Source organism: Halocatena salina, assembly GCF_023115355.1.
GTDB lineage: Archaea > Halobacteriota > Halobacteria > Halobacteriales > Haloarculaceae > Halocatena > Halocatena salina.
In genome coordinates, this window is sequence record NZ_CP096022.1 from 98,859 (window position 1) to 124,736 (window position 25,878).

Consider the following 25,878-nt stretch of genomic DNA (forward strand, 5'->3'; position numbering starts at 1 on the left):
TTCGTTGTGAGTAACTGTCCCGAACCCGGCGGTCCGAGGAGCAGCTCGGTGTTCACGATCGGTTGCAAATGCCAGTCGGACAGTGTCCCTTTGCGTGGGCGGTGAATTCCGTCTCGAACTCTTCTATCGCCGTTGTAACTGGGCGGGCTGCGTCACGGCCGAACCCACAGAGGCTAGTCGTACGCATGATGCGTACGAGTTCGCGGAGCCTCCCGTCTTTGTACTCGCCGTCGTACACGCGGTGCAGGAGATCCACCAGCTGTTTCGATCCTTCTCGACACGGGACACACCGTCCACAGTTCATCTCTTTGGCGAACGTTGCACGTTCGCCGGCAAGTGCCACCATACAGGTCGACTTATCCAGCAGTTCGACGACGCCGTTCGTTCCCAAACGTGCACTTCGCAAGCCGGATGCGCTCGCGGGCACGTCGAGCGAGCGGGTCAATCCGCCGAAGACACCGCCGACGCACGCACCGCTCCAGCCGCTATCGGGTTCGACAGCCGATAATGCTGCCTCGAGTGTCGCATCAGTCGATAACTCGACTGTTGCCGCAGTGGTATCATCGTTCACGACGGTGACCAAGCGCGTCCCAGGGTCTGCGGACGCCCCGACAGGTCCTGTTCCATTGAGGATTTGCCCGAGCTGTGCGAACGTTCGGGGCGTGTGGACAAGGGTCGGTCGGCCATCAACGCCGTGTTCGTTCGGGCCTGGGGGTCGTCGACGGGCCTCGATCCGATGGTTCCCCTCGATCGCTTCGAGCGCCATCGTCGGCTCGCCAGCCTTGTATTCGTCCGGTCCGGTGATGATCCGTATCGGGATTTCGGTATCCGTGACGTCATCGAGCGCGGCAGCCGCTTTCCGTGTGCGCTCACGGGCGATCTGTTCGGTTTCGTTCGTGTAGATGACGACGTCGGTTGCCCCAAGCGCGACCGCCGACGCGAGTGCGACATCGACGACCAGAAGCGGCGCGCTTTCGAGAAGCAGTCTGTCGCTATCGGCGTGTTCGTCTGGCTCGTTTCCGTTCACTACCACGACGGGATCGTCTGCCGTCTCGTAGACGGTCGTCCATTCGGCGGCAACGGACGCATCACCGCTCGCGTCTCCACGTCCGCGTCCACGGAGATCGGACGTCATCACGTGCGTACGCACGCTTTCGGGATCGTCTTCGGCGCGGTCCGTGAAGCGTTCGCCTCGCACGTCAGTGTATTCTTCGATACTGGTCGGTGCCAACCATCCACAGCCTCCGAGCACACGCCGGACTCCCGTTCCGAGTGGTCCTGTCTCGGGCGTCGGTAGGCGTGCCGTTTCTGGGTCGTGCTCGACGACTGCCACCGCCCCGTCGGTCGGGACGGTCCCCTCCCCGAGGGTCCGAGTGATCGTCTCCATCCGTTCGGTCGATGGACGGGAGAAAAACGCTGTCTTTCCTTCCACCGTCGCTACGACGAGCGGTTCCAAATCGATGTGGCCTACGGATCCGACTTCCGCCGTCGTAACCGACGTTTCGGATTCGTTGGCCTCGTGAAGTAGTTCACGTCCGTCATGGTGGTTCTCACTACCGGTAGCAACACGAACGGCTGGAGTTTCGCCAATAATCCTTTCATCAACCATCGTTCAAGCGATTCGAATCAAGATGTAAAGTCTCACGGTTTGTATTTGCACATAGTGCATAGCCATTCCTATATTAATATAAATGTTTGGTGTGGTTTTGGATATGGTGTGATGATAAAATTTGACGCACCAGTCGCTTTACGTGTGCTTTTGTTGGTGGAGCCAGCGTCGGTACTCTCCCGGTGAGACGACCTCTACGGTTGCGAGCATCTTCGAGTGGCCTGTTCCACAGAACTCGGCGCAGTAGAGTCGATACGTCCCAGTTTTCGTACCATTTGTCTTAAACGTGTTCGTTCGACCGGGGATCGCGTCCTGTTTGACGCCGAGAGCGGGGATGTGGACGGAATGAATCACATCCTTCGAGGTAACTCTGAAGAGTATCGTTCGATTCGAGGGAAGCACTAGTGTGTTCGTGGTCGTCACCCCTTCGTCGGGGTACGTAAACTCCCAGAACCAATTTTGCCCTGTAACGTGGACGTTGACTGTCCGTGGGGAATTCGTTACGTCCGGACCGGTCGAAACCATCGGATCTCCGAGCACCAGATACGATGACGCTCCGACGAACAACAGGATGAGTGCGACCACGACCGTCCAGGTAATCTCGAACGTTTGTCGTTCCTCGGTCGGCTTCGGATCGTCGTTCCCGTGAAACTTTATTGCAGCATAGAAGAGCAACCCTTCGACGAGGAGAGCAAGTGGAACCGCAACCAACAACAACCGTCGATGCAGCGTTCGAAGGAGTGCTTCGCTCACGGAGTTGAAACCCGCCGTCGGAAGGGGTATCACGGCGATAACCGTCACGACCAACCCAACCAGCAGTATTACGAGGGGAAGCAACCGCGACTGGTTCATCGTTCTTCCTCTTCGAGTTGCCTCTCGAACCACTGCCACTCTCGCGTGAACTGGCCGGTTTCTTTCAAACCCCAGACATCGGCGTTTTCGATCCGCTGACCCATCCGGTAGGACTGGACCATGTTCCACAGCCAGACGAGCACGCCGAGACCGAGGAGATACGCACCACCAGTTGCGATCTGCTGGAGAAACGTGAACTCGGGTGGGTACGTCGCATACCGTCGTGGAAGACCGAGATAGCCCACCACGAGCATGGTAAAGAACGTAATCCAGACGCCAACGAACGTAAGTGTGACGTGAATCAGCGCCAACCGCCTGTCGTACATCTTTCGCGTGAGGATCGGATACCAGTAGTAGCTTCCAGCGAACATCGCAAACACGATCAAGCCCATGATGATGAGGTGGAAGTGCCCGACGACGTACCAGGTATCATGCATGAGTAAATCAACGGGAATTGACGCGAGAAACACACCGGTGATCCCCCCGACGATGAACGTACTAATGCCACCAATACAGAAGAGCATCGGTGCGGTGAATCGAACCCGTCCGTTCCAGAGGGTGGCGATCCAGTTGAACGTCTTTATCGAACTCGGCACCGCGATGGCGACCGAGACGACCATGAACGACATGCGTAATCGGGGGTCGATACCTGTGGTGAACATGTGATGTGCCCAGACGCCGAACGAGAGGACACCGATCGCCAGCGTCGTGTACACCATAGACCGAAAGCCGAACACTTCACGCGCAGCGAACTTCGGCAGTATCAAACTGACGAGCGTGAGACCGGGAAGGACGATTATGTACACTTCCGGATGACCGAAAAACCAGAACAGGTGTTGCCAGAGCAGTGGCCCGCCGCTCTCGACTATGAAGAACGTCGTCCCGAAATTCCGATCGAGAAGAAGCATGACGAACGCGCTCCCAAGCAACGGAAACGCGAACAAAATGATCCCGCTCATGGTGAGAATGCCCCACGAGAATATGTCGATGTCTGCCCACGAGACGGAATCGCTGCGTTCGAGGATGATGGTGACGATGAAGTTGATAGCAGCGATCGTCGTTGCGATTCCTGAGAGATGAAGCCCGACGAGTAGAATGTCCGTTTCCGGATTCATGCTTACCGTAGAGAGCGGTGGATACAGCGTCCACCCGAGTTCAGGAGGCCGAATCGCAAAGAGGAATCCCAGATCCATGTTCAACGGAAGGAACAGCCGTCCAATCAGTTCAGTGATGAGTCCTGCGCGGACGAGGACGAGCGCCGGGGGGAGCAACCAGAATGCGATGGCGTTCAACCGTGGAAACGCCATGTCGTCCGCACCGAGCATGATCGGGATAAAGTAGTTGCCGATCCCCGTGAACACCGGTGTCACGAACAGCAACAACATCGTGAGGCCGTGGGTCGTAAAGAGGGCGTCGTACGTTCCGGTGGTCCAAACGACAGATTCCGGGTTCAACAGTTCCGTTCTGATCATCATCGCATCGGTTGCCCCCCACAATCCGGTAAACGTCCCAAAGATGAGGTACAGGACGCCAATACGTCGGTGGTCGATCGTCAACACCCACTCAAGGAGTTCCGTCAGTCCGGGTACCCCAACATCGTCGCTGACGGTTATCGTACCACCGTCGGTCCACGGTGACGGTGGATGCTGGCCGATCGACTGTAGCAGCCACACTGTTCCTACTGCGGTTCCGACGACGAGCACCGTGAACGGCACGATATCCATTATGTCACCTCGGCATCTCGTCCACGAGGGCCGATCGAAAACACGCATGTGAAATGGGTTTCTTTGAGTATAAAATTTGTTTTTAAAATACTGGAATATGTGACGTCATGTCCGTGACCGATGACGCGTTTCGCGCTGTTCGAGGTTATGAGTTATCCGTCGTATGCGGTGTCGGCTCGGTCCAGCCGTACACCAACCCGAGTGTGAAGCCGTACGCAAGGTGTGTGAGTAGCGTTACGATCAGATAGAAAAGAACGATGGACGTGTCGATTTGGGTGGTTCCGATGAGAACGAAGCCGATCCACAGTACCGTAGCGAGTACCATTCCTTTCACAGCGGGATCGTGCTGTGGTGGGAGGTAGGGATACAACAGAGCGAACAACAGCGGCCAGACAACGACACCGAAAAAAAGGAAGAGGAGTAGTCCCCGTCCCACTCGTCCAGGCATCCCGAAGAATCGAGCGAGGGCGTCGAACAGGGACAACTTCGAGCGCGTTTCGACATCCACTATCAGAAGAGCGACGCTCATGACGATGGTACTGGCAACGCCGGCAGTGATAGCGCGTTGTACTTTGTGCATGGTCGTGTTCTAGCCGTCGTGGCGTTCGTGTGGTGCTACCCCGTTCGTTTCGACGCATGTCCCCAATAGATATCAGTCCTTCGACGCCACGCAATGAAGTAATCTCGAACTATTACCTGAATCAGAAACAGGATGCCTGTGATTTTTTGCGTGTTGGAGGGGTATTTTCGATAATGGATCGGCGAACGATGCTCAAGTTTCTTGCCAGCGGCTCGGTTGCTTCTTTCGCCTCGGTCTCTGGCTGTATCAACGTTCGCTTTACCGTTCCTCCAGATCCCGCGTCGGGAGCGTACTCCCACGAGTCTTACACGCTCGGGGCCAAGACGACGGGATGGCGGGGTATCGCTCCGGACGAGATCCGTAGCGAGTTGAATCCGGAACTCAAATTCCGCCCCGGCAAAACCATCCGTCTTCGGTGGACTGTTCTTGATGGTACACGGCACAAGATTATCATCGAAAACAGCGTGGGAAAGACGCTCTATGAATCAAAAGAAAATTCTGATCGCGGAGAGACGCGGACGATCACCTTCGAATCGTCCCAAGAGATGACGACCTACTACTGTCCGTACCATCCGATACAGATGCGTGGGGACGTGCTCTGTACTGACTACTAGCGGTTCGACGGTGACTGTTCGTGTTCGTTCGTCGTTTCGGGGTGGGAAGTCGGCTCCGCAAGCATGAACCACGATCGTATCCGGTCTGCCGTCTCAGAGCGGCCGTCGCTAGACTCGGTGACGAATTTGACGGCAAGATACGTGACCGGGGCCAGCGTGAGCAAAGGAACCAGGTGGAGACCGAAAATCTCCAGTATCAGGAACCAATTCGTCCAGCCCCACGGGTTGTACGCGACGAACAGCCCGGTGAGTACGATGATGATCGCCAATGGTGCTCCATTTGGAACGCTGTCGATCAGTTGTGTGTCGTCGAGTCCGAACATGGAATGTTCACCCATCGACCGTTCGTCGAACAGCAGTAATAGTCTGATGGCAGCGAGCACCACGTGGTTTCGAACCGACTACGGTGCACCGATGGAGGCACCGATGTACAGCGCAGTGACGAGGAGGAGCCAGACTCCATCGACGAAGTGCCAATACATCGAAACAGTACTGATCGACGTCATTCGGGTCGCTGAGTACTGATCAAGCAACCATCCGCGGACGAAGACGATACTCAAAAGCACCACGCCGAGCGTGACATGAAGTCCATGAAGTCCGGTCAACCCGTAAAACCCGCTCGCGAAAAGCCCGCTCGAAAGTGCGTACCCCTCTCTGACGACGAACTCGTAGTACTCGTACAGTTGCCCGGCCAGGAACACCGCGCCGAGGACCACTGTGACACCGAGTAGCCGGATAAAACGCGTGCGATCGTTCTCGTGAAGAGCGCGGTGGGCAAAATGCATCGTCACACTGCTCGTGACGAGCACGACCGTATTCACGAGCACCACTGGACCGAGAAGCTCGGGAATATGTCCCCGTGGCCAAGGGTGTGCCCGGATGTAGAAGTAGTACGTGAACCCCGCGCCGAACGTGGCAACCTCGGTTACGAGGAACAGAACCATCGTCGATCGAAGCGTCAGTCGGGCGTGGAAATCGGCTCCGTATTCCCAGTACCGATAGACGAAAGCATGGTATAACCATCCGAACAGGCCGATCAGAAGGAGGCTCACGCCGACGCCGAAGAGTACGAACCCGGGCCACTGTGGGATGAACGAACTGATGCTGTATCCGATCACGATAATAGCCACGCCTACGTACAGTAGTCCAACGCCGACAGCGCTCATTACCGGCCATAGACTCGTTTCTTCGATCGTCGTCGGCCAATCGTACACGCCCGGCGGCTCCTCCGATCGTGGCCGTCCATCTCTTCCTCGCGTCGTTCTTTCATCGCTCATGCGTGCCATCTCCGTTAGTGTCCTCATCCGTGACGAATGAGGCACGACACCGTTTGTTTACTCGACCTTCCGCGGTATAACGTCTTGCCCGACGTCCCGTATCGTAGGAGACTTACAATCACACGTTTGTAGTGATATTTCGGTAAAAGAATGTGTTTGTCTCGATACCGGTCGAATGCAAGCACTACCAGTTCTCGTGTTGCGGTCTCGATGGTAATCGGTCGCCAATATTTTTGCGCTGCGAATTTGATCCATATCTAATGGACCCGTCCCAACGACTTGCCCAGAACTTGATTTCGGAGTCGAAAGCTTACGGCTACACGCTCGTTATCTGGGGAGCAGGTGGCTTACTCATTCATCGGTTCGGGTCACCGAACATCATACAGGTAGGGCTGTACATCGGCGGAGCTCTCACCGCCATGATCGGGCTTACGATGGCCGCGTTCGGTCAGGTGTTCATAGAACAACAGCCCACCGATGATCAACTGATCGTGGCGTCGATGGTCCATCTCGCTGCGACGGGAGGGAATCTTCTGGTCAGTTATGTTCTTGTCGTCGGTGCGAAGCGTTTTGGTCTCTCACCGGACGGCGCATTCTTCCTCGTCGGCTTTCAAACGACCCTCTTGTACAACGTTTTTCTCCTGATCGAACACTCCGCCGCCCGTGTTCTCGAATGACGGACAGATACAAACTGCTTAGTTTCCCTACGAACACGTTCCGGCATGGACGATGAAGACGGATCCGACCCTGAGAGGGCAGTTCGAGACGCGATCGAACGGTCCAGAAGCGGTGCTCCAGCGGTCGGAGCGGTTGTCCGTGACCGGTTCTCTGCGGATGAAGTCTTCCAGAGAATCATCGCCGCTGCCGATGAAGAGATCACGTCAGGTACCCGTGAGTTGTTTTTTAGCGCGCTCGCCGGCGGCTTTGCTATCACCATCACGTTTTTGCTCCATTCCTCGATGACGGCCACCACAAGTGATGATTCGGTGGTAAGTGCTCTCCTGTATCCCCTTGGCTTCATCTACATCATCATCGGTGGTTACCAACTGTACACCGAAAACACGCTTCCTCCAGTGGCGCTGACTTTGGAACGGTTAGCGAGTCTTCCGGCATTGTTGCGCCATTGGTCTATCGTCCTTGCTGGCAACTTCATCGGGGGAGCCATCGGAGCGGCAGCACTCACGTGGGGCGACGTGTTCTCGCCTGACGCAACGGCTGCGGCCCTCAGTCATGCCCAACACGGCGTCGAAACACCGGTTACGGCGTTGTTTTTCAAGGCCGTGTTCGCTGGATTGATCGTTGCCGGTGTCGTCTGGATCGTGTACGCCGCGCGCGATACACTCTCTCGCCTCGTCGTCGTCTATCTCGCCTTCCTTGCGATTCCGCTGGGAAACCTCTTTCACGTGGTCGTCTCGTTCACCGAAATGATGTATCTGGTATTTGCTGGTAATCTCGGTTTCACTGTCGGATTGACTCGGTTTATCGTCCCGGTCCTCGCCGGTAACACGCTCGGCGGTATCGTGCTAGTGACGATCGTTAATTACTTTCAGACGACCGAACACCGGCTCGAATCCGCTCGGTTCGAGGGTGTAGATCGTCAGCTTTCGATTCGAGAGTGGACTGTCGGTAGCCTTGCCGGTCGTTCATACGTCTCCATGATCGACACTGCCGAGGAAGCCGTGGCCGATGATGCAGCCTACCGCGTGCTAGTACCGATCGGCAATCCCCGCATCGAATCCGGCGTCGTTGATCTCGCCTGCTTGATCGCCAGCGAACGAGTGCCTGCAACTGTTCACGCGGTTCACATCGTCCAAACGCCGCGCGCGTCAATGAGCTACAGGCGCGACCAACACGAGCGAATTATCGCCGAATCCGAGGAACTTATGACCGATATTCGTGAGACGACACGATCGTATGGTGTTTCCTGTGAAACATCGACGATCGTGTCTCATCGCTCGTTCGAGGAGATCTTCGACACGGCGGCACGTGAGCAGTCAAATCTCGTGGTGATGGGGTGGGGTTCCGATCGACCGTGGGGGGCCGGTCACACTGATCGTCCGCTCGCCGAATTGACCGGACAGCTTTCGAGTGACATTCTCGTCCTCAAGGATCGGGGTTTCGACGCTTCACGTGTTCTCCTCCCGACGGCAGGAGGTCCGCCCTCTGATCTGAGCGCCGAAGTCGCACGGGCACTCCGTTCGACTGTCGACTCGGAGATCACGCTTCTCCACGTTGTCGACGGTCCCCAAGAGCGCGAGATGGGCGAGCAGTTCCTCACCGACTGGGCGGTAGACCACGACTTAGACGACGCCGTTCAGATCGTCGATGACTCTAGCGACGTCGAAGGTGCGATCGGTCGTGTGGCAACCGATCATACCCTCATCCTCATCGGTGCCAGCGAGCAAGGCCTGCTCTCTAGGCTCGTTACTGACTCGTTGTACTTCGACATCATCCACGACGTCGATTGCTCGGTCCTTCTCACTGAACGACCTGGTGGACGCACGATTCTCGAACGGCTGTTCGGTCGGACGTAACCGTTACACCTTACCGTCACTCTTCCGTGTCGGCGTGTTCTTCCATAACGTGATCTCGCAGTTCTTCTTCGTTGTTGAACGATGCGTCACACATGTCACATTCGTGCTGTCTCATGGACTGACCTCCCCCAGTCGCCGTTCAGGGTGATGTCTCCGTTCGTCGATCACCCGGAAGCGGTCTGGAGCACAGTCAACTATGTATCGCGTTCGGTTTAAGTACCTGGTCGTCGTGTGCGAGGTATCGAACGGCATGCTTCAGCTATCCGTCTCCGTCGGGTGAGTCTCGGTACCGGGACGAGGGGATGATTCTACGTCCGAGATGTCGAAATCGGCTGGGGTCGCTGCTTGGCCGACGCTCGACGTGCTGGCTGGCGTTCGTTTTCCGTCTGTTTCAGACTCGATCCGCACGGGCGTTGCCTTGTACTCGGGACAATGAGCGCTCGGATCGAGGGCCTCCTCGTTAGTCAACAGATTAACCTGTGCATCCTCAAGATAATGCATCGGGACGAAGATCGACTCTGGATTCACCCGTTTTGTGACCTGTGCCAACACCCTCGCCGATCCGTTGGGTGACGTTACCCGGACGTACTCGCTGTCTTGGATGCCGTGGTCGGCTGCCGTTTCGGGATGGATCTCGGCGAAGGCTTCACCCGCGATCGACATGAGCCCCTCCTCACGATGTGTCATCGTGCCCGTGTGGTACTGATAGAGCACCCGGCCAGTGGTCAGCGTCAGTGGATACTGGTCGCTGGGTTTTTCTGCCGGGCCCTCTGTGTCGGTCGGGATCAAAAACGCCCTCCCGTCGGGCTGATTGAACTCCTCGAGATACACCGTTTCAGTGCCGGGATGGTCCTCGTCCCAACACGGCCAGCAGATGCCACCTTCATTTTCGAGACGCTGGTGACTGATACCGCCATAGATCGGTGTGAGGCTCGCGATTTCGTCCATGATCTCTGCTGAGGATTCATAGCCCCACTCGTGGCCGAAGCGCTCGGAGAGTGCTTGGACGATTTTCCAGTCCTGTTTGGCGTTTCCTTTCGGCTCTATCGCCTGCTTGACGAGCTGTACCCGACGCGTCGAACTCGTGAACGTTCCGTTCGATTCGACGAACGACGTGGCTGGTAGCACGACGTCGGCGTATTGGGCAGTGTCAGTCAGAAAGATGTCCTGAACGCAAAGGAAATCGAGATCCTCCAAGATCTCCCTCGCATGAGCGACGTTCGGCTCCGAAACCGCAGGGTTCTCGCCCATGATGAACATCCCTTTGATATCGCCATCGTCGGCAGCGAGGAACTGTTCAGTGATCGTTAATCCGTCCTCGTCGGTGAGTTCGACATCGTATGCGTCAGCGAATTTCTGACGGATATCATCGTCAGTCACTTTCTGGTATCCCGGGAAATTCCCCGGTACGGGTCCCATATCACCGCCACCGCCCTGGACGTTGTTCTGCCCGCGGAACGGCGAGACGCCGGAGTTCGGTGTTCCTACGTGACCAGTGACGAGCGCGAGATTCGCCATCGAGATCACGTTTTTCGTTCCGTTGACCTGTTCTGTGAGTCCGAGCGCCCAGCAGAACACGCAGCTGTCGGCGGTGGCGATCCCTTCGGCGGCCTGCTTGAGTTCGTCCGGTGGAACGCCGGCTTTCTCCTCGACGTATTCGGGGGTGAACTTCTGGACGGAGTCCGCTAACTCCTCGAATCCGACGGTTCGCTCGTCGATGAACTCGGTTTCATGCAGGTCGTTTTCGAGGATGTGACGAATCATCCCGTTGATCCACACCGCGTCGTATCCGGGTCGGACACGGGTGTACTGTGAGCGGGTGAACTCGGCGATCTTCACCACCCGAGGATCGAACACGTAGATGTCCGCGCCCCGGATGACGTTCTGTTTGATGAGCGTCGCGAGCACCGGATGCTGTTCGGTAGTGTTCGATCCCGTGATCAAGAAACAGTCGGTGTTCTTGAGATCGTCACGGCTGACCGAACTCGCGCCGTAGCCGAGCGTTTGTGAGAGCGCTTCGACCGTGGGGGAGTGACACAATCGGTTACAGTTGTCGACGTTGTTCGTTCCGATCGACTGGCGGACGAACTTCTGCATCACGTAATTGGCCTCGTTGGTCGCTCTCGAAGACGAGACGAATCCCAGCGCGTTTGCCCCGTGTTGCTCTTTGATTCCCCCGAGACGATTCGCAACGAAGTCAAGAGCCTCCGCCCAGGACGTTTCGTGAAACTCCCCATCCTTCCGTATCAGAGGCTGTGTGAGCCGATCGTCACTGTTTTGGAATCCATAGCTGAACTTGCCTTTGACGCAGGTCGAAATACCGTTGATCGGGGCGTTTTCCGGATCGGTAGGCCGTGAGGCGAGCACCTCGCCGTTTTTCGTATAGAGATCGAATCGGCATCCGACAGCGCAGTATCCACACGTCGTATCGGTGACGTCGACCTCCTCAAGACGGTAATCATAAAGGACCTTCGACAGTTGGAACAGTTTTCCCTCACTGATCGTGTCTGCTGCGAGCGAGGCAGCGTTTTGTTCGAGAAACTGTGCCAGTTTGCTTCGACTGAGGCGTTGCTGCTTTAACCTCGATCCTGCCCGTCCCTTCGCACGTTGCATGAATCCAGCGACGCCGTCCAACTCCGTGTCGCTGCCGTCGTTTGTCGTATCGTCACTCATTGTCACTGTATTGCCAGATAGAATCGGTTTGTTCGTCGATCTTCGGTTCCGCTTCGGTGTGTTCTTCGGTGTACATCGGCGTCATCCGTCGTGGACGGGACGTATACTCTTCACCCATCGTTTTCCCGACCGAGTTCGAATGGGTGAACCCTGGGACCGGCAGCGTTGCTGCCTCGACGAGGTTCTGCTCGACGAGTGCCCCAGTCGGACACACCGTCACACAGTGTCCACAAGAGATACACGTCGATCCCATCATCGTCTCCGCTCCGTTCTGGAAGCCGATACGCATGTCTCCGGCTTGGCCTTCCATTCGCAGGACTCCGGCGACTTGGACGTCGTTACAGGCCTCGACACAGCGATTACAGAGGATGCATTTGTTCCGATCGATCTGGATGAACGGTGATGACTCATCGATCGGTTCTAGCTCCTCGTTGTCGTGGACTACGCCGTAGCGCGGGTGCTCGACTTCGTTCTCGATCGAGACCTCCTGCAGCTCACAGCGACCGTTCTTGCCACAGGTTGTACACAGGAGGTTGTGTCCACCCAACACGAGGTCGAGATTCACGTCCCGGGTCTCCGAGGCGGTCGGCGTATCGGTCTGGATATCCATGCCCTCGCGCGCAGGGAAGCTACACGATGGGATGAGTCCATACTCGTCGCTCTCGACCATACACGTCCGACATGCGCTTCGTGGACCGATGCGATCGTCCTTTTGGTAGGAACAGAGCGCAGGCACACTTTCGTTCGTGTCTGCCTCGGCGACACCGTCGAGTACCGTCGATGACGGCTCTAACGTGATCGACTGGCCGTCAACAGTGATCGTCGTCGTCTCGTCGGATGTCACGTCCGGGTCTGTCGCCGTTCCTGTCGCAAGCACCGCGTTGATCTCTACCTGCCCTTCCCTGACGCGTCGGCTTTTTTTCCATATCGGTTCCGTTCCTGTCGTGTCATGGGCATCGTCCCAGATCGGATCTGAATCCATACTCAGTGTCTCCGTTTATTGGATGTCGTTCGGTTTCCTATACAGCGATCGTCAGCCGTCGTATCACCGATGTGGTAGTGGATCGTCGTACCCACTTCAGGTTTGGATGCAAACATCGTTTGGACAGTATCCCTCGGCGTGAGCGCGAAATTCCGATTCGAATTCGTTCATAGCGGTTGCGACCGGTCGTTGTGCGTCCTGACCGAACTGACAGATGCTCGATCGGCGCATTGTCCCCAACAGCTCACGGATCTTTTCGGCATCGAACGCACCGTCGTAGATGTCCCGCAGCATGCTTGCAAGCTGTTGGGTGCCGCCACGGCAGGGGAAACATCGACCGCAGTTCTCCTTTTCGGCGAACGACGCTCTGTTGCCGACGACCGACAGCATACACCTGTTCTGACCGAACAGTTCGACGACGCCGTTCGTTCCGAGATTCGCGGCTGTGAGCGCGTTCATATGGATCGGCACGTCGAGAGAGCGCGTCACCCCCCCGAAGACACCGCCGACGCAGGCAGCTTTTGGTCGTCCGTCGAGATCGACGGCCTGCTTGACGACGGAGAGCGTCTCGTCCGTCGGAAGTTCGAGTGTAAGTGGCGTCTCGATGTCGCCGACGACAGTGACGAGACGGGTACCTGGATCGGAACCGGTACCGATGGTATCGCCTCCGTTAGCGAACAACGAGCGGATCTGCGCCAACGTTCGAGGTGTGTGAATCAGTGTTGGCCGTCCGTACAGTCCCTCTTCGGTCGGAAACGGAGGTCTGAGTCGTGCTTCAAGACGATGATTACCTTCGAGTGCTTCGATCGCCATCGTCATCTCACCGGCCTTGTACTCGTTCGGTCCAGCGATGGCTTCGATCGGTATGTCGGCACCGACCTTGTTCGTTAGTTCGGCAGCTGCTTCGTTGACGCGATCCCTCGCGAGGTCTTCGTTTTCGTTGAGGTAGACGAGGAGGTTCGTCGCGCCGATGATCCGAGCTACCGCCAGTGCTGCATCGAGTACGGCTAACGGGTTCGATTCGAGCAGCAGTCGGTCCATCTCTGCGTTCGGGTCGGCTTCGTTCGCGTTCACCACGACGACGGGCTCAGACTCACGTTCGTCCCTGACCGTTTGGACCGTGCTCCACGCGTCGACGACCGGTGTGTCACACGCCCCGTCACCACGACCACGACCGCGGAGACTGACATCCTGAAGCGTAGAGAGCCACTCGTCCGCCCGATCAGCAGCGGTTGCCGCGAGAAAATCCTCCGATGCCACGTAATCGTGGGTGTTTGCTGGAACCACCCAGCCACTCCTGTCGAGTACTCGCCGATGACCGAGAGCAAACGTCCCTTCGTCCGGCGTCGGCAGCGTCGCTGTATCCGGATCGTGTTCGGTGACTGCCATCGCTCCCTTCGTCGGCAGTGACCCATCGTCAAGTGCAACCACGAGATCGCGGACCCGCATGAGTGAACACTGGGGATAAAAAGCCGTCTCTCCTTGGTACGTCGCTAGTATGAGTGGTTCCAGTTCCCTAATGCCGGTCGGTCCCACCTCCACGATCGGAATGGACGCCGTCGGCTCGCGAGCCGCATGGAGTACCTCCCGACCTCGTATTCGGTTTTTCCCACTGGTCGAAACGCGAATGATCGGACCCTCTCCGATCGAACCATCTTCGGCCATATATAATGATATCATGGACACCACAGTAATAAATATCGGCTACGTTCATCAATATCACAAGCTTTGAACGAATGTACATCACAAAACGTCATACAACAGAATAGTTCGTTTAGCTTAACTCGATGTCCTTCTCCCGCGGATTTGCGGGTACGTATTCTTCGCCCGGTGTCGGTGACGGTCGTGTGTGTTCGTCTCGTAACACCCGGGCGACAGCAGCGATCACCGTCAATCCGTAGACCGCGATGATTCCGTTTACAGTTTGAATCGTCGGTTTGTCGATGGCCATCACGGATCTATTTTTTCCTGTATACATATACTTAATCGTTCCATCCAATCTCCGAGAAGTATCGATCGAACGAAATTGCCTCGTTCCCGCAGCCGAGTTCGCCCCCCGTTCGATGTCGGCAGCGAGGCGTTCTCACGCGCGAACGATCCACGATGAATGGAAATACCCATTACAAACGTATGCTTGTAATAGCAAGGACACGTTCGGAGGATCGAATGAGGTGAATCACAGAACAGCAAGTAAGGAGGCGTTAGGGCGATTACTTGCAATAACGTGGAATGCAAGTACAGATCCATTCTCGACGAGCGGCGAACTGACTAGCGATGGATACGGTCTGAACACCCCCGCTGGCTAGATGGATGATCGTGCCGGTTCCCCCATCGTCTTGAATATCCAGGCGGATAAAGAAATGGGTGAAATATATCGTGAACGATCGACAGACGATCTGTCCGCTCTGTGGTGTCGGCTGTCGTTTGCAGCCGGGGACTGACGGTTTGCGCGCTCAGGGGGCCGTTGGACCGGCGAACCCGAACGGACGGCTCTGTCGAAAGGGTATCGATGCGTTTGCTGTCGTGGACGAGGATCGGCTCACACGGCCAGTGGTCCGTCGAGACAGTGACTGGCGTGCTGTTTCGTGGTCAGCTGCCTACGACCACGTCGTCGATCAGTTCGAGCGATTGCTTGATGTCCACGGGCCAGACACACTCGGGTTTCTCGGAGCACCTCACTGTACGAACGAGGAAAACTATCTTTTGCAGAAACTCGCACGACTGCTTGGAACGAACAACGTCGACAATCGCGCCCGGCACTGTCACGTTTCGACGACGCGGGTGCTATCGGATCGGGTCGGTTGGCCAGCGACGACGAATCGTCTGGCGGATCTCAGTGATGCGGATGTGATCATCGTCGCAGGGGCCAATCCTGCCGAGCGCCAACCGATCGCGTTCAACAGCTTCGTCAGACCTGCAGTCAACGAGGGAACGACTCTCATACACGTGGAACCGGTGGGGAACCGGACGACACGGTTGGCCGACGTTCATATCGCCCCTCGTCCCGGTATGGACGCTCTTATGTTCGATCTCCTGAGTGCACGGGTGTTAGAAATGGACGGCGTCGACAGGGATTTCGTAACCCGACGAACGTCGGGGTTCGAAGCGTTCACGGCCACGATAACCGAGGTAGATCACGAGACCAGAATTTCCGTTGCGGACGTGGATACCGATGTCGTCGACGATGTTGCAAGACTCATTGCCGGTGCGGATCGCGTTGCAGGAATGGTTGGCACCGGTGTCGAGGGGTCTGCCGGTCGGACGAACGCATCGGAGGCGTTCTTTCATCTACTCCTGTTAACCGGTAATTTCGGCCGCCGGGGCACTGGGTTGTACGTGCTTCGCGGTCTCACGAACGAACAGGGAGCGATCGATGCTGGCTGTGTCCCCGACCGGCTCCCCGGCCATCAGTCAGTGATGGATACCGAAGCCCGTGAGCGGATCGCTTCGGAATGGGGTGATCCACCACCATCCACTCCGGGTAAAACGGCGAAAGAACTGCTTGCGTCGTTTGGGAACGATATTCGCGGGGCACTCGTTGTCGGGGAAAATCCTGCGATTTCCAAACGTGATCCGGAGTGGGTCCGACAGCGACTGAACGCGCTCGATCTCCTCGTCGTTCTCGACCTCGTATCGAGTGAAACGACCCGCCACGCGGATGTCGTTCTCCCGACCGCCACGAGTGTGGAAAAGGACGGAACGCTCACCAACCTCGAACGGCGCGTCCAGCGGACTCGACAAACGGTCCCACCACCGGGACAAGCCCGGCCGGACTTCGTCATCCTTCGAGACCTCGGCCAACGATTGATAGACGCTCGTGCCTTCGATTATTCGACCGTTTCCACGGTGTTCGACGAGTTGAGCCGGGTCGCACCGACTCATACGGAGATCTCATACGCAGATATCGACCGTCACGGGCGTCAATGGCCGTTCGACAGTGATGGCGTGCTGTATGAAGAGACGTTTGCTACCCCCAATGGGGTTGCTGTCTTCGGGAGCGCACAGCCGATGGTTGAACTCGACGCCGAGAGCGGACTCCAGCTGGTCGTCGGTGGCCGAACGAGCGAACGTCACGACGATCACCGTACGAACGAGCGGACGCTACGGATGCATCCCGCGGATGCGAGTGAGCGATCGATCGAGTCGGCCGATTCGGTCGCTGTCTCTCACCGATCGGTCACTGTCGAAGCCCCAGTGCAACTCGCTAGTGATCTCCGTCGCGGGACAGTGTATCTCCCAGCAGAGGTTGCAGATCCGCTTCTCAGGTGTGAGACGTCAACTGTCACCGTCAGACCGATCTCCAGTACAACACATACCCATCGATAAACAGGACGGCAAAGAGATCTCTCCATCGTTTTGACCTGTAGATGGCGTACGAACGGAACGTTGCTCGATGAAAGATAGGTCGTTTATCTTATACTACACTAGCGGTTTATAGGGTTGGACCCATGAATACCGGTTGGATGGTCCTTTTGGAGAACGTCCTCTTCGTATTCGTGGCCGGATTCACTACGGCCCTCGCAACCGGTCTCGGTGCGATCCCATTTTTCTTCTTCGATACGATCAGCGACCGCAGAAATGTCCTTCTTTGGGGTGTTTCGTCGGGGATCATGATTTCGGCGTCGGTGTTCGGACTCGTTGATGAGGGGTTGGCAAGTGGCACACCGTTGGATCTCGCCATCGGGACGGGCGTTGGTGTCCTGCTCGTTATCGTTGCCCACAATTTTCTCATCGACGCTGACATCGACCCACACGAGTACGAAAAAGCAGACTTCAACAAACTCGTGCTCATACTCGGGGTTCTTACCGTTCACAGTTTTCCCGAAGGCATCGCTGTCGGTGTCTCGTTTGCCGATCTCGGTTTGACAGACGGGGTTCATATTTTCGGTGTCTCCGTCCCGCTACTAGCTGTCTTTATGACGATCGCGATTTCGATTCACAACGTCCCGGAAGGCACTGCGATCTCGATCCCGTTGACATCGATGGGAGTTCCCAAGTGGAAGACGGTCTGGTGGGCGGTTTTTTCGAGCATTCCCCAACCGATCGGAGCCGTTATCGCGTTCGTTTTCGTCCGAACCGCACGAACGTTCCTCGCGTTCGGATTCGGCTTTGCTGCTGGGGCGATGATCACCCTCGTACTCACGGAGTTCGTCCCCGAGGCCCTGAACGTCGGGACGGACCTGCCAAATGGAGGGAAGCGTGAACTTATCGGTGGGATCGTCCTTGGGATCCTGCTGATGTTACCGCTCGCACTCGTTTGATTCCGGCGAAGAGCTTCATCGGCGCTGGAACTGCGAGCAGTTCCTTCCCCACTCCTGGTGGTGTATCACACGTTTCATATACCTGGCCACGAATCTTCTAGTATGAAGCGACGGCAAGTCTTGTCAGGGCTCGCCGCTGGCTTTGCTCTCGGCCCTGGCTGTCTGAAACCGTTCGACAGCGATGGAGAGAACGCTTCACAACCCGATTCGGACGGGCGGACACCGACGGCCAACGAATCTGATCGGCCGACGAACACCCAGACAGGAACGCAAAACAACAGTTCATCGCCGACCGGTTCATCATCCCATGGGGTGCTCATCGATACTACGAATCTTAAAACGTATACGAACGATGCGACCTCCTACAGCATCAAGTATCCCGCTGACTGGCAGCTTGCTTCCACCGAACCGAAGACCGTTCGAATCACTGATCCCGACAGCATGGCTCGCATGCTCATCCGGGTGAAAGACGGTGTTCCAAGCGTCGTGCCTCGTGAGACGATCATCACGACCGCTATCCAGCAGGCCAAACGAAGGTACTCTATCGATGAAGTTACTCGGCTGGATCAACGAGAGGTGACTCTCCCGAACGGTACGCCTGCTACGCTCGTCAAGACGCGGTTGCGACGGTCAGCAACCGATACAGTGATGCGGGGAACGTTCATCGTCGCTCACGTCGCCGAGACGGTCTATGCAGCGGGAGTTTTCGTCCCCGAAAAGGCCGTTACACCTTCCGTCGATGGGGCAATGACGGAACTCGTCACGTCGCTAACGATCCATTGATTCCGGAGCATACGTCTCCACGTTTTGTGTCTTTTCTTATGATCGTTCGAGCGGGTTCAGTCGGTCGATGCACTCCTGAAAAGCCAATATCCCCGGGGCGTCCACCTATTCGTGATCCAACGGCCCTTGGTCGACACGATTTTCCATCATGACTCTGCGGAGGAAGACGATGGAGAAACCGGTGCCAACCATCTCACAGCCCTAACTTCGGAGTGTAAACACGAATAGCTCCTCAGCAATTTTTGTTCTCTTGTTCATCGTAGAGATAAACCAGCCCAGATACGCATCAGGAATGGAGTTGGTATACGAGCTATCCCCGGTGCCAGTCGTCCATAGTGGAGATAGTTGGAGAGCGCTGTCGCTCCCCACTTTCCCGACGGGGAGAGTGGTTGCCTAGCCAGGCCCAAGTTGCAGATGGATCGTCACCCAATCAGCGAGCTCGCCAGCCGTGAGGACTGGCGGAGCGGTCTTGATGACCGGACTAGATGATGAGCCTTGCTGCCGGCCGATACCGTCAGGAAGCGGCGTACGGCTTTGAGCGTCGGCTTTGAGGCGTTCGCTGCCTGCCCGCTAGCATGGGACAACGGCTGGGTATTTGATTTCTTATGCATGACTGGACTCGAAATATGTATCTATATCGACAGTCTAAATTTCGCCGGTAGATATGCACGACGACCCTACCGAGCCGACTTCTGGCTTTCGAGAGTGATCGTGCATTGGAAATCTACTCCATCTTTGGCAGCTCTACAATCGAGTAGCATACGGAGAGGAAACCTGTATAGGTCTCAAACAATAAATCCTATACATATTTTAGATAGTAATATATTAAATAAATATAAAAAATATAGTTAAGGTTGAAATCAACATGAGTCGTTATCTGTTGTCGCTTCTCAGCAACGATCGTCGTGTTTGATCCGGATCAATCACGTATATCAATCGCTGTCTTGGATCAGTAACACGCTGGTGTTCCCCCTGCAATCACTGTAATAGCATCGATATGATGTGTTCTGGCTGTATTGGATCGGTTATTCGAGCAAACATCTCACCAAAGACTTAAGTCGGCTGCTTAAGTGGTCTGGGCTATGTCAGAATCCACTGACAGAACACGGCTGTCCCGTCCGACGGAGCTTCGTGTTGAATACGAAGAACGTCCGACGAACGTGGCTCCGGGAACGCGACCGCGGTTCTCGTGGCGAGTGGCGAGCGATCGGCGTGGCGGTCACCAAACAGCGTATCGGCTAATCGTCGGCCACGACCGTACGGCTGTCGAAAACGGAACCGGGACTGTGTGGGATTCCGGTCGAGTCGAATCCACGAAGGCGACGAACGTCGTCTACAGTGGTCCTCGACTCGCACCGGACACGGATTACTACTGGTCGGTGATCGTGTGGACGAACACCGGTACGACGGAATGGGCCGCTCCAGCGCGGTTCTCAACAGCTCTCGACAACGAGCAGTGGACGGGTGACTGGATCGCACATCAACCCGACGGTGGCGACACGAACGGATGGCGCAGCCAGTGGAACCCGACCGATTCAACCAGTAACGAGTGGGTCCAAATCGATCTTTGTGAACGTAGGGAGATCTCGTCCGTCGGTCTGCATCCGGCACAGCCGGTCGTCATCATCAGAACGCCGGACGATACGGTTGTGACGATGTCGTGGTTCGAGAACCCTCTCGATGGGTTCGGATTTCCCCGCGGCTACCGGATCGAGGTCGCCGATGATCCGGGCTTCGACGACGCTACGCTCGTCGTGGATACCACCGATTCGCTGGATGACGCTTCGGTCCGACGACACGAAGATCTCGACGCTCGTGGACGGTACGTCCGAGTGACAGCGACGGATCTATTCGATGTCCAGCCGTCGACGACCGTTGGTCACCGCGATACGGAGGTCGAACGACACACCGAACACGTTCATGCATGGCAGTGTTTCGCGCTTGCTGCGCTTACTGTCCACGATCGAACCGGTGAGAACCTCGCCCACGGTCGCCCCGTTACGGCCTCGTCGTCGGTTGAGACCGATACGTGGGGATGCGATCATCTCGTGAACGAACACGTAACGTCGCGGACCGCGTCTTCGTCACCGCTGTTGCGGACGGAGTTTACCCTCGATCGACCGATCGAGACGGCGCGAGCCTACGTTGCGGCCGTCGGCTACGGCGAACTCCACGTCAACGGCGATCGGGTGGGTGAGCGTCGCCTCGATCCCGCGTGGACGGACTACGAGCGGCGCGTCCTCTACGCCACCCACGACATCACGGACCAACTCACGGACGGAACGAACGCTTTGGGATTGTGGCTCGGACGCGGCTGGTTTTCGAAAACCCACGCATACTGGGTTGGTGATGGATCTCCACGAGGCCGGGTCGTTCTCACCGTGGAGTTCGAAGACGGTACGACTCACACGCTCACCACGAACGGTGAGTGGCGAGCGACCGAGAGTCCGATCCGTGAGAACGACGTTTACGACGGTGAATATTACGACGCGCGACACGAACAGGATGGATGGAGTTCGGCTGGCTTCGACGATTCGGCGTGGCGTCCTGCACGCGTGGTCGACGGTCCTGGTGGCACCCTCCGTCCCCAGCGGATCGAACCGATGGATGTCGTCGAGACGTTCGATGTTGAGGCAGTTCACGACCACCCAGCGGGACCCATTCTCGACTTCGGACAGAACCTTACAGGGTGGCTCGAAATCGAGATCGAGGGTGCTGAATCCGGTGCGGAGATAACACTCCATCACGCTGAGGCGCTCACCGACGACGGCGATCTCTCGACGATGGATCTCCGGACGGCGGACGCGCGGGACACGTACGTTGCGCGCGGGATAGGAATCGAGACGTACGAACCTCGGTTTACGTACCACGGATTCCGGTATGTTCAAGTGTCCGGCTATCCCGGCGAATTGGATCCGAACCGAGTGACTGCGAAGGTCGTTCACACGGCGATGGACCGGCGCGGGAAGTTCACCTGCTCGAACGAAGACTTGAATCAACTGCAACACAACGCCATCTGGGGACTACGCGGCAACACCCATTCGATTCCGGAAGACTGCCCCCAGCGGGACGAACGCTTCGGTTGGACTGGCGATGCACACATCTCGACCAGGGCGCTGTTGTTCAATTTCGATGCCGTACGATTCGATGAGAAATGGATCCGAGACCACGAAGACGCCGCGTCCCCGATGGGCTACGTCCCGGACGTGATCCCAAACAAGCACCAAGAAAATCCGGCAGATCCTACGTGGTCGATCACACGGGTGATGATACCGTGGTATCTCTATCTGCACGACGGTAACGACCGCATCCTCCGCGAGCAGTACGAGGGGATGCGGCAGTACGTCGACTACTGGTATTCAGTCGCGGATGATGGGATCGTTCCCAACGACTACGGCAAGTTCGGTGACTGGCTCGCCTTCGAGAATGCCGACGGCCGACGCGGACTGCCCCATGCCCTGTTCAACACCGCGTTCCTCTATCAGGTCATAGACACCTTTGTAAAGATCGCTGATGCTCTCGGCAACGAGCGGGACCGTGAGATCTATCGCGGCCGGGCTGACCACATCGCCACTGCGTTTACCGACCGTTTTTTCGATGCCGAGAAGGGTGTCTATGGTCCCGGTACGCAGTCGTCGTACGCTGTTCCATTGTTCGTCGGTTTAGTCCCCGATACGGAGACGGAATGCGTCGTCGAGAACCTCGTTGAGAAGGTGCGAACCGACGGTGAGCAGCTCACGACCGGTTTCCTCGGAACACGCCCCCTCATCCACACGCTCGCAACACACGGGCATGCGGATCTCGCTTACGAGATTGTGAGCCAACCGGACCAACCTGGCTGGGTGTACATGGTTCGAAACGGCGCGACGACCATGTGGGAACGCTGGAACTCCGATGAAAGCGTCGGTTCCGGGATGAACTCACTCAATCACTCGCCGTTCACCCATGTCTCCGAATTCTTCTATGCGATACTAGCTGGCATCCGGATGGGTGATGTTCCAGTGACAGAACATGTCACGATCGCTCCCACGCTGGTCGATGACCTCGACTGGGTAAACGCGAGCGTCGAGACGCCAAACGGAAAGCTCAAAGTCGCGTGGGACCGCGATGGGGACCGAAAATACCGGCTCACTGTGGGTATTCCGTGGAACACGTCTGCAACGATTCATCTACCGGACATCGGCGGTGCGATCGTGTCAGAGTCGGGAACGGTGCTCGAAGATAACACCGTCTCAGGTGTTCGTTCGATCGATCGAACGGACGGTACTCGGATGATCGAGGTGGGATCGGGCACCTACGAGTTCGTGGTCGAGCCGACGAGTTGATGCCGATTCGGCCGCCGACGCCCCGATTGATACTCCGACGACGTTTCAATACCAGTCTGAAGGTTTAGCGCACGGGTCAGGAAACGGTAATCGTGATCTCGTGGGTGGTGGTGTTACCCTCGTTGTCCGTGGCTGTCAGTGCGACGGTGTAGTTGCCGGGAGCGTCATACGTGTGGGCGTTCCACCAGCCGGTCGCAGTCGTACCGTCACCGAACGTCCAGTCTAACGCCGTGATCCACTGCCCGCTTCCCGACGTGTCCGTCACCTGGAACGTGATCTGCTCGCCGACTGATGCGGTGGTCGTACTGGGGTCTACCTCTGCGAGGACGGTACCCGATCCATCGTCATCCGTGGTCGTCGCCGCGACCGTCGTCGTCGCCGATTCGTTGCCCGCGCCATCGACTGCACGGACACCGATCTCGTAGCTCGTTCCTGCGGACAAGCTAGATACTGTCGTTTGGGTCATTCCCGCTGCAACGGTCTGGTTTTGACTTCCATCGACCGTCACTACGTAGTGATCTAGCCCGGAGCCACCGGTGTCCGAAGCAGTGTTCCAGGTGACGGTCACCGAAGAATTCGTCGTCGAACTCACCGATAGGTTTGTAGGTGTACTCGGCGCCGTCGTATCGTCATCCCCGCCCCCACTGCCATCGAGAGTGAGGGTGACAGTGGTGGTGCCTGCGGAATCGGTCACTGTCGTGGTCGTCGTGGTCGTATCGCCATCGGTTTCGGCAGTGATTTCGTGGGTTCCGAGGAACGCGGACGTAGAGTGGGTGCCCTGACTGTCGGTGGTAGCGGTCTCGTCGGTCCACCATTCATCGAACACCAGACCGGTCCAAACGTCGTACGCCGGTTTCTGCGACCAGTCCTGAGAGAACAATGGGGCTTCGTTTTCCCAGTGGCGGCCGTCCCAAAAGCCCCACATGATGAACGCGTCGACACCTGGATGGCTGAACGCCCCTCGAAGATAGTTCTCCAACATGTCGGCGCGCTCTTGGTCACTGGTCCAATCGTCGCCGTTGTACGTGTCGAATTCGGTGATTTTCACCCGAGCGCCGTGATCGGCCCATTTGTTGATCTCACTGGTGACTTGGCTGGCGCTGATCCGTCCGTCGGGATTGTCGTTGGAGTTGAACTCGCCGGTGCGCGCGGCGACGTGAGCCTGTAATCCGACCGTGTCGAGTTGGGTAGCGGCGGAGTTGATGTGGTCGATTTCGGTCTCATAGCGGCCGTCGGTGTACGCATACGGGAACTGATTGAAATCGTTGACACCGATGCCGACGTCCAATCCATTGGCGGCAATGACTGACGCAGCTTGACTATACCAATCGGCCAGCAACTGGGAGGTCCATGGGACGACCTCGCCGGTCCACGGTTCGTCAGTGTCGATCTGATCGCCGTAGACGCCCAGTTGGAGCTGATAGGTGTGCATGGCCTCGTTGACGATCTCCCACTCGGTGATGTCGTCGCCGTAGTGGGTGATGATGTCCTCGATATGCTGCATCGACCGGTCACGGATGGTTTGTGCGTCTTGGTTGTCGATGGCAGTTTGGATATCGTCTGGAATAGCACTTACACCATCGCGCCCCCAGATACAAACGTGGCCGCGCACGTTTAGTCCCTGATCGAGGAGCCATTGGGTTGCTTGGTCGGCTAACTGCTGTTCGTTCTCCCAAAACCTCCATTTGTGGCGGTTTTCTAACACAGTGGTGTTGAACAGCTCCGGGATGTACGTCCGATAGTTGTCGCCGGGACTGGAGTTGTTTATCAGGGTATTGGCGTTGACGGCAGTGCCGAAGTTGAAGGCGTGGGTTTGCTGTGATATAGCCACGTCGGCGTCAGGGACCGGAGACCCATCGGGATTTTCGACGACGATCTCCACGGTTCCAGTGCGGTGTTCCTGAATGCGTTCGTCGACCGTCTTCGAGGGATCGGCCGTTTCTGCCGTGGCCGGCTGGGACCCCAGTCCACCCAGAGCGCTGAGAACGCTCATACCGCCGAGTGCCCGCAGATACGCGCGGCGGTTGAGGTGGCTTTTTCGTGTCTCTGTCGCGTCGTCCGTCGATACCGATTGCTCATGATCGCTTGTCATGCTAACACATCACCCGTATGCAATTGATACATATACAATAATATAAAACTTATGTTCACAACAAATTTCATTTCTATATTTACACTATGCCTTCAATTCTGGATACGGAGTATGTAGACCAGTTGTTAGACGAAGCGAACGAAAACGGAACTCTGACAGTCCGATAGTGGGACAGTTTCTGGAAACCCCTTTTCGTCATGATGACTGCCTTCTATTCGCGTTTTTCGTCCGTCACTGCGTTCTCACCACACGTCTCTCTCGTCGATCGGTACTTGGTTATGGAATTTTCTATAGTGACAACCTCCGAACTCCCGTTCTCTTTATATCGAGGTGGATTTCAACCGTCTTTATTTGTTGTATGGGATTTTTATTCGGTGAATTCATCTAGTTAGGTAGGAGAAGTTCCGAATCAACGATTCGCACACGTTCTTCTATATAGGAACTCAACTGCTATGCAATAAAATACTCGAGGCTCGTATCGTACAGTATGTTTATGTCGGTCGTCGAGTGGTAGGCAAACGATATTCACTGGTCTTCTCGGCGAAGTCTCGCCCTTAGCTGTCTCATTCCCA

At 56.6% G+C, this 25,878-nt stretch carries 18 protein-coding genes; 7 read left to right on the forward strand and 11 right to left on the reverse strand.

Features of this window, described 5'->3' with window-relative positions; genetic code table 11:
- Positions 1-52: 52 nt before the first annotated feature.
- From MW046_RS17560 to MW046_RS17575, 4 genes are all read right to left on the reverse strand, one after another.
- Positions 53-1,609, reverse strand: a complete 1,557-nt coding sequence (locus tag MW046_RS17560; protein ID WP_247995819.1) for an NADH-ubiquinone oxidoreductase-F iron-sulfur binding region domain-containing protein — start codon at positions 1,607-1,609, stop codon at positions 53-55.
- A 138-nt stretch (positions 1,610-1,747) separates the two neighbouring features.
- Positions 1,748-2,461: a cytochrome c oxidase subunit II gene (coxB, locus tag MW046_RS17565; protein ID WP_247995820.1), complete on the reverse strand. Its 714-nt coding sequence runs from the start codon at positions 2,459-2,461 to the stop codon at positions 1,748-1,750.
- Entirely contained in the window at positions 2,458-4,185 is a 1,728-nt protein-coding gene (locus MW046_RS17570) for a cbb3-type cytochrome c oxidase subunit I (RefSeq protein ID WP_247995821.1), read from the reverse strand. The genes coxB and MW046_RS17570 overlap by 4 nt, the downstream gene beginning before the upstream one ends.
- Before the next feature lie 145 nt (positions 4,186-4,330).
- On the reverse strand, positions 4,331-4,765 hold the full coding sequence (locus MW046_RS17575; protein ID WP_247995822.1) for a DUF6789 family protein: 435 nt from the start codon (positions 4,763-4,765) through the stop codon (positions 4,331-4,333).
- 173 nt (positions 4,766-4,938) lie between these two features.
- Between MW046_RS17575 and MW046_RS17580 the strand changes: the two genes are divergently transcribed.
- Positions 4,939-5,379, forward strand: coding sequence for a cupredoxin domain-containing protein (locus tag MW046_RS17580; RefSeq protein ID WP_247995823.1), 441 nt, complete (start codon positions 4,939-4,941; stop codon positions 5,377-5,379).
- Here MW046_RS17580 and MW046_RS17585 read toward each other — a convergent pair.
- Entirely contained in the window at positions 5,376-5,717 is a 342-nt protein-coding gene (locus MW046_RS17585) for a DUF6684 family protein (RefSeq protein WP_247995824.1), read from the reverse strand. The two genes, MW046_RS17580 and MW046_RS17585, sit on opposite strands and share 4 nt — an antisense overlap.
- Before the next feature lie 63 nt (positions 5,718-5,780).
- Positions 5,781-6,656, reverse strand: a complete 876-nt coding sequence (locus tag MW046_RS17590; RefSeq protein WP_247995825.1) for a cytochrome c oxidase subunit 3 — start codon at positions 6,654-6,656, stop codon at positions 5,781-5,783.
- Positions 6,657-6,916: 260 nt separating this feature from the next.
- On the opposite strand from MW046_RS17590, the gene MW046_RS17595 reads away from it, so the two are divergent.
- Together MW046_RS17595 and MW046_RS17600 are read left to right on the forward strand one after the other, a co-directional pair.
- The gene (locus MW046_RS17595; protein ID WP_247995826.1) at positions 6,917-7,333 is read left to right on the forward strand and encodes a hypothetical protein; all 417 of its coding nucleotides are present in this window, start codon (positions 6,917-6,919) and stop codon (positions 7,331-7,333) included.
- A 45-nt stretch (positions 7,334-7,378) separates the two neighbouring features.
- Complete coding sequence (locus tag MW046_RS17600) at positions 7,379-9,190, forward strand: formate/nitrite transporter family protein (protein ID WP_247995827.1); 1,812 nt, start codon at positions 7,379-7,381, stop codon at positions 9,188-9,190.
- A 255-nt stretch (positions 9,191-9,445) separates the two neighbouring features.
- On the opposite strand, the gene fdhF is transcribed toward MW046_RS17600, so the two are convergent.
- The 4 genes from fdhF to MW046_RS17620 all read right to left on the reverse strand — a co-directional run bounded on the left by fdhF (position 9,446) and on the right by MW046_RS17620 (position 14,796).
- Positions 9,446-11,863 (reverse strand): formate dehydrogenase subunit alpha, encoded by a 2,418-nt coding sequence (gene fdhF / locus MW046_RS17605; RefSeq protein WP_247995828.1) that lies wholly within the window; start codon positions 11,861-11,863, stop codon positions 9,446-9,448.
- Positions 11,856-12,845 (reverse strand): 2Fe-2S iron-sulfur cluster-binding protein, encoded by a 990-nt coding sequence (locus MW046_RS17610; RefSeq protein ID WP_247995829.1) that lies wholly within the window; start codon positions 12,843-12,845, stop codon positions 11,856-11,858. The genes fdhF and MW046_RS17610 overlap by 8 nt, the downstream gene beginning before the upstream one ends.
- Before the next feature lie 96 nt (positions 12,846-12,941).
- On the reverse strand, positions 12,942-14,510 hold the full coding sequence (locus MW046_RS17615; RefSeq protein WP_247995830.1) for an NADH-ubiquinone oxidoreductase-F iron-sulfur binding region domain-containing protein: 1,569 nt from the start codon (positions 14,508-14,510) through the stop codon (positions 12,942-12,944).
- A 109-nt stretch (positions 14,511-14,619) separates the two neighbouring features.
- Positions 14,620-14,796, reverse strand: coding sequence for a hypothetical protein (locus tag MW046_RS17620; RefSeq protein ID WP_247995831.1), 177 nt, complete (start codon positions 14,794-14,796; stop codon positions 14,620-14,622).
- Between the two features lie 425 nt (positions 14,797-15,221).
- Between MW046_RS17620 and MW046_RS17625 the strand changes: the two genes are divergently transcribed.
- The 4 genes from MW046_RS17625 (at position 15,222) to MW046_RS17640 (ending at position 23,214) form a co-directional block, all read left to right on the forward strand.
- The gene (locus MW046_RS17625) at positions 15,222-17,171 is read left to right on the forward strand and encodes a molybdopterin oxidoreductase family protein (RefSeq protein ID WP_247995832.1); all 1,950 of its coding nucleotides are present in this window, start codon (positions 15,222-15,224) and stop codon (positions 17,169-17,171) included.
- 137 nt (positions 17,172-17,308) lie between these two features.
- Positions 17,309-18,106 (forward strand): ZIP family metal transporter, encoded by a 798-nt coding sequence (locus MW046_RS17630; protein ID WP_247995833.1) that lies wholly within the window; start codon positions 17,309-17,311, stop codon positions 18,104-18,106.
- A gap of 102 nt (positions 18,107-18,208) precedes the next feature.
- The gene (locus tag MW046_RS17635; RefSeq protein WP_247995834.1) at positions 18,209-18,889 is read left to right on the forward strand and encodes a PsbP-related protein; all 681 of its coding nucleotides are present in this window, start codon (positions 18,209-18,211) and stop codon (positions 18,887-18,889) included.
- Positions 18,890-19,971: 1,082 nt separating this feature from the next.
- Positions 19,972-23,214 (forward strand): family 78 glycoside hydrolase catalytic domain, encoded by a 3,243-nt coding sequence (locus tag MW046_RS17640; protein WP_247995835.1) that lies wholly within the window; start codon positions 19,972-19,974, stop codon positions 23,212-23,214.
- Positions 23,215-23,290: 76 nt separating this feature from the next.
- Here MW046_RS17640 and MW046_RS17645 read toward each other — a convergent pair whose 3' ends face one another.
- Positions 23,291-25,306, reverse strand: coding sequence for an endo-1,4-beta-xylanase (locus MW046_RS17645; RefSeq protein ID WP_247995836.1), 2,016 nt, complete (start codon positions 25,304-25,306; stop codon positions 23,291-23,293).
- Positions 25,307-25,878: the final 572 nt, after the last annotated feature.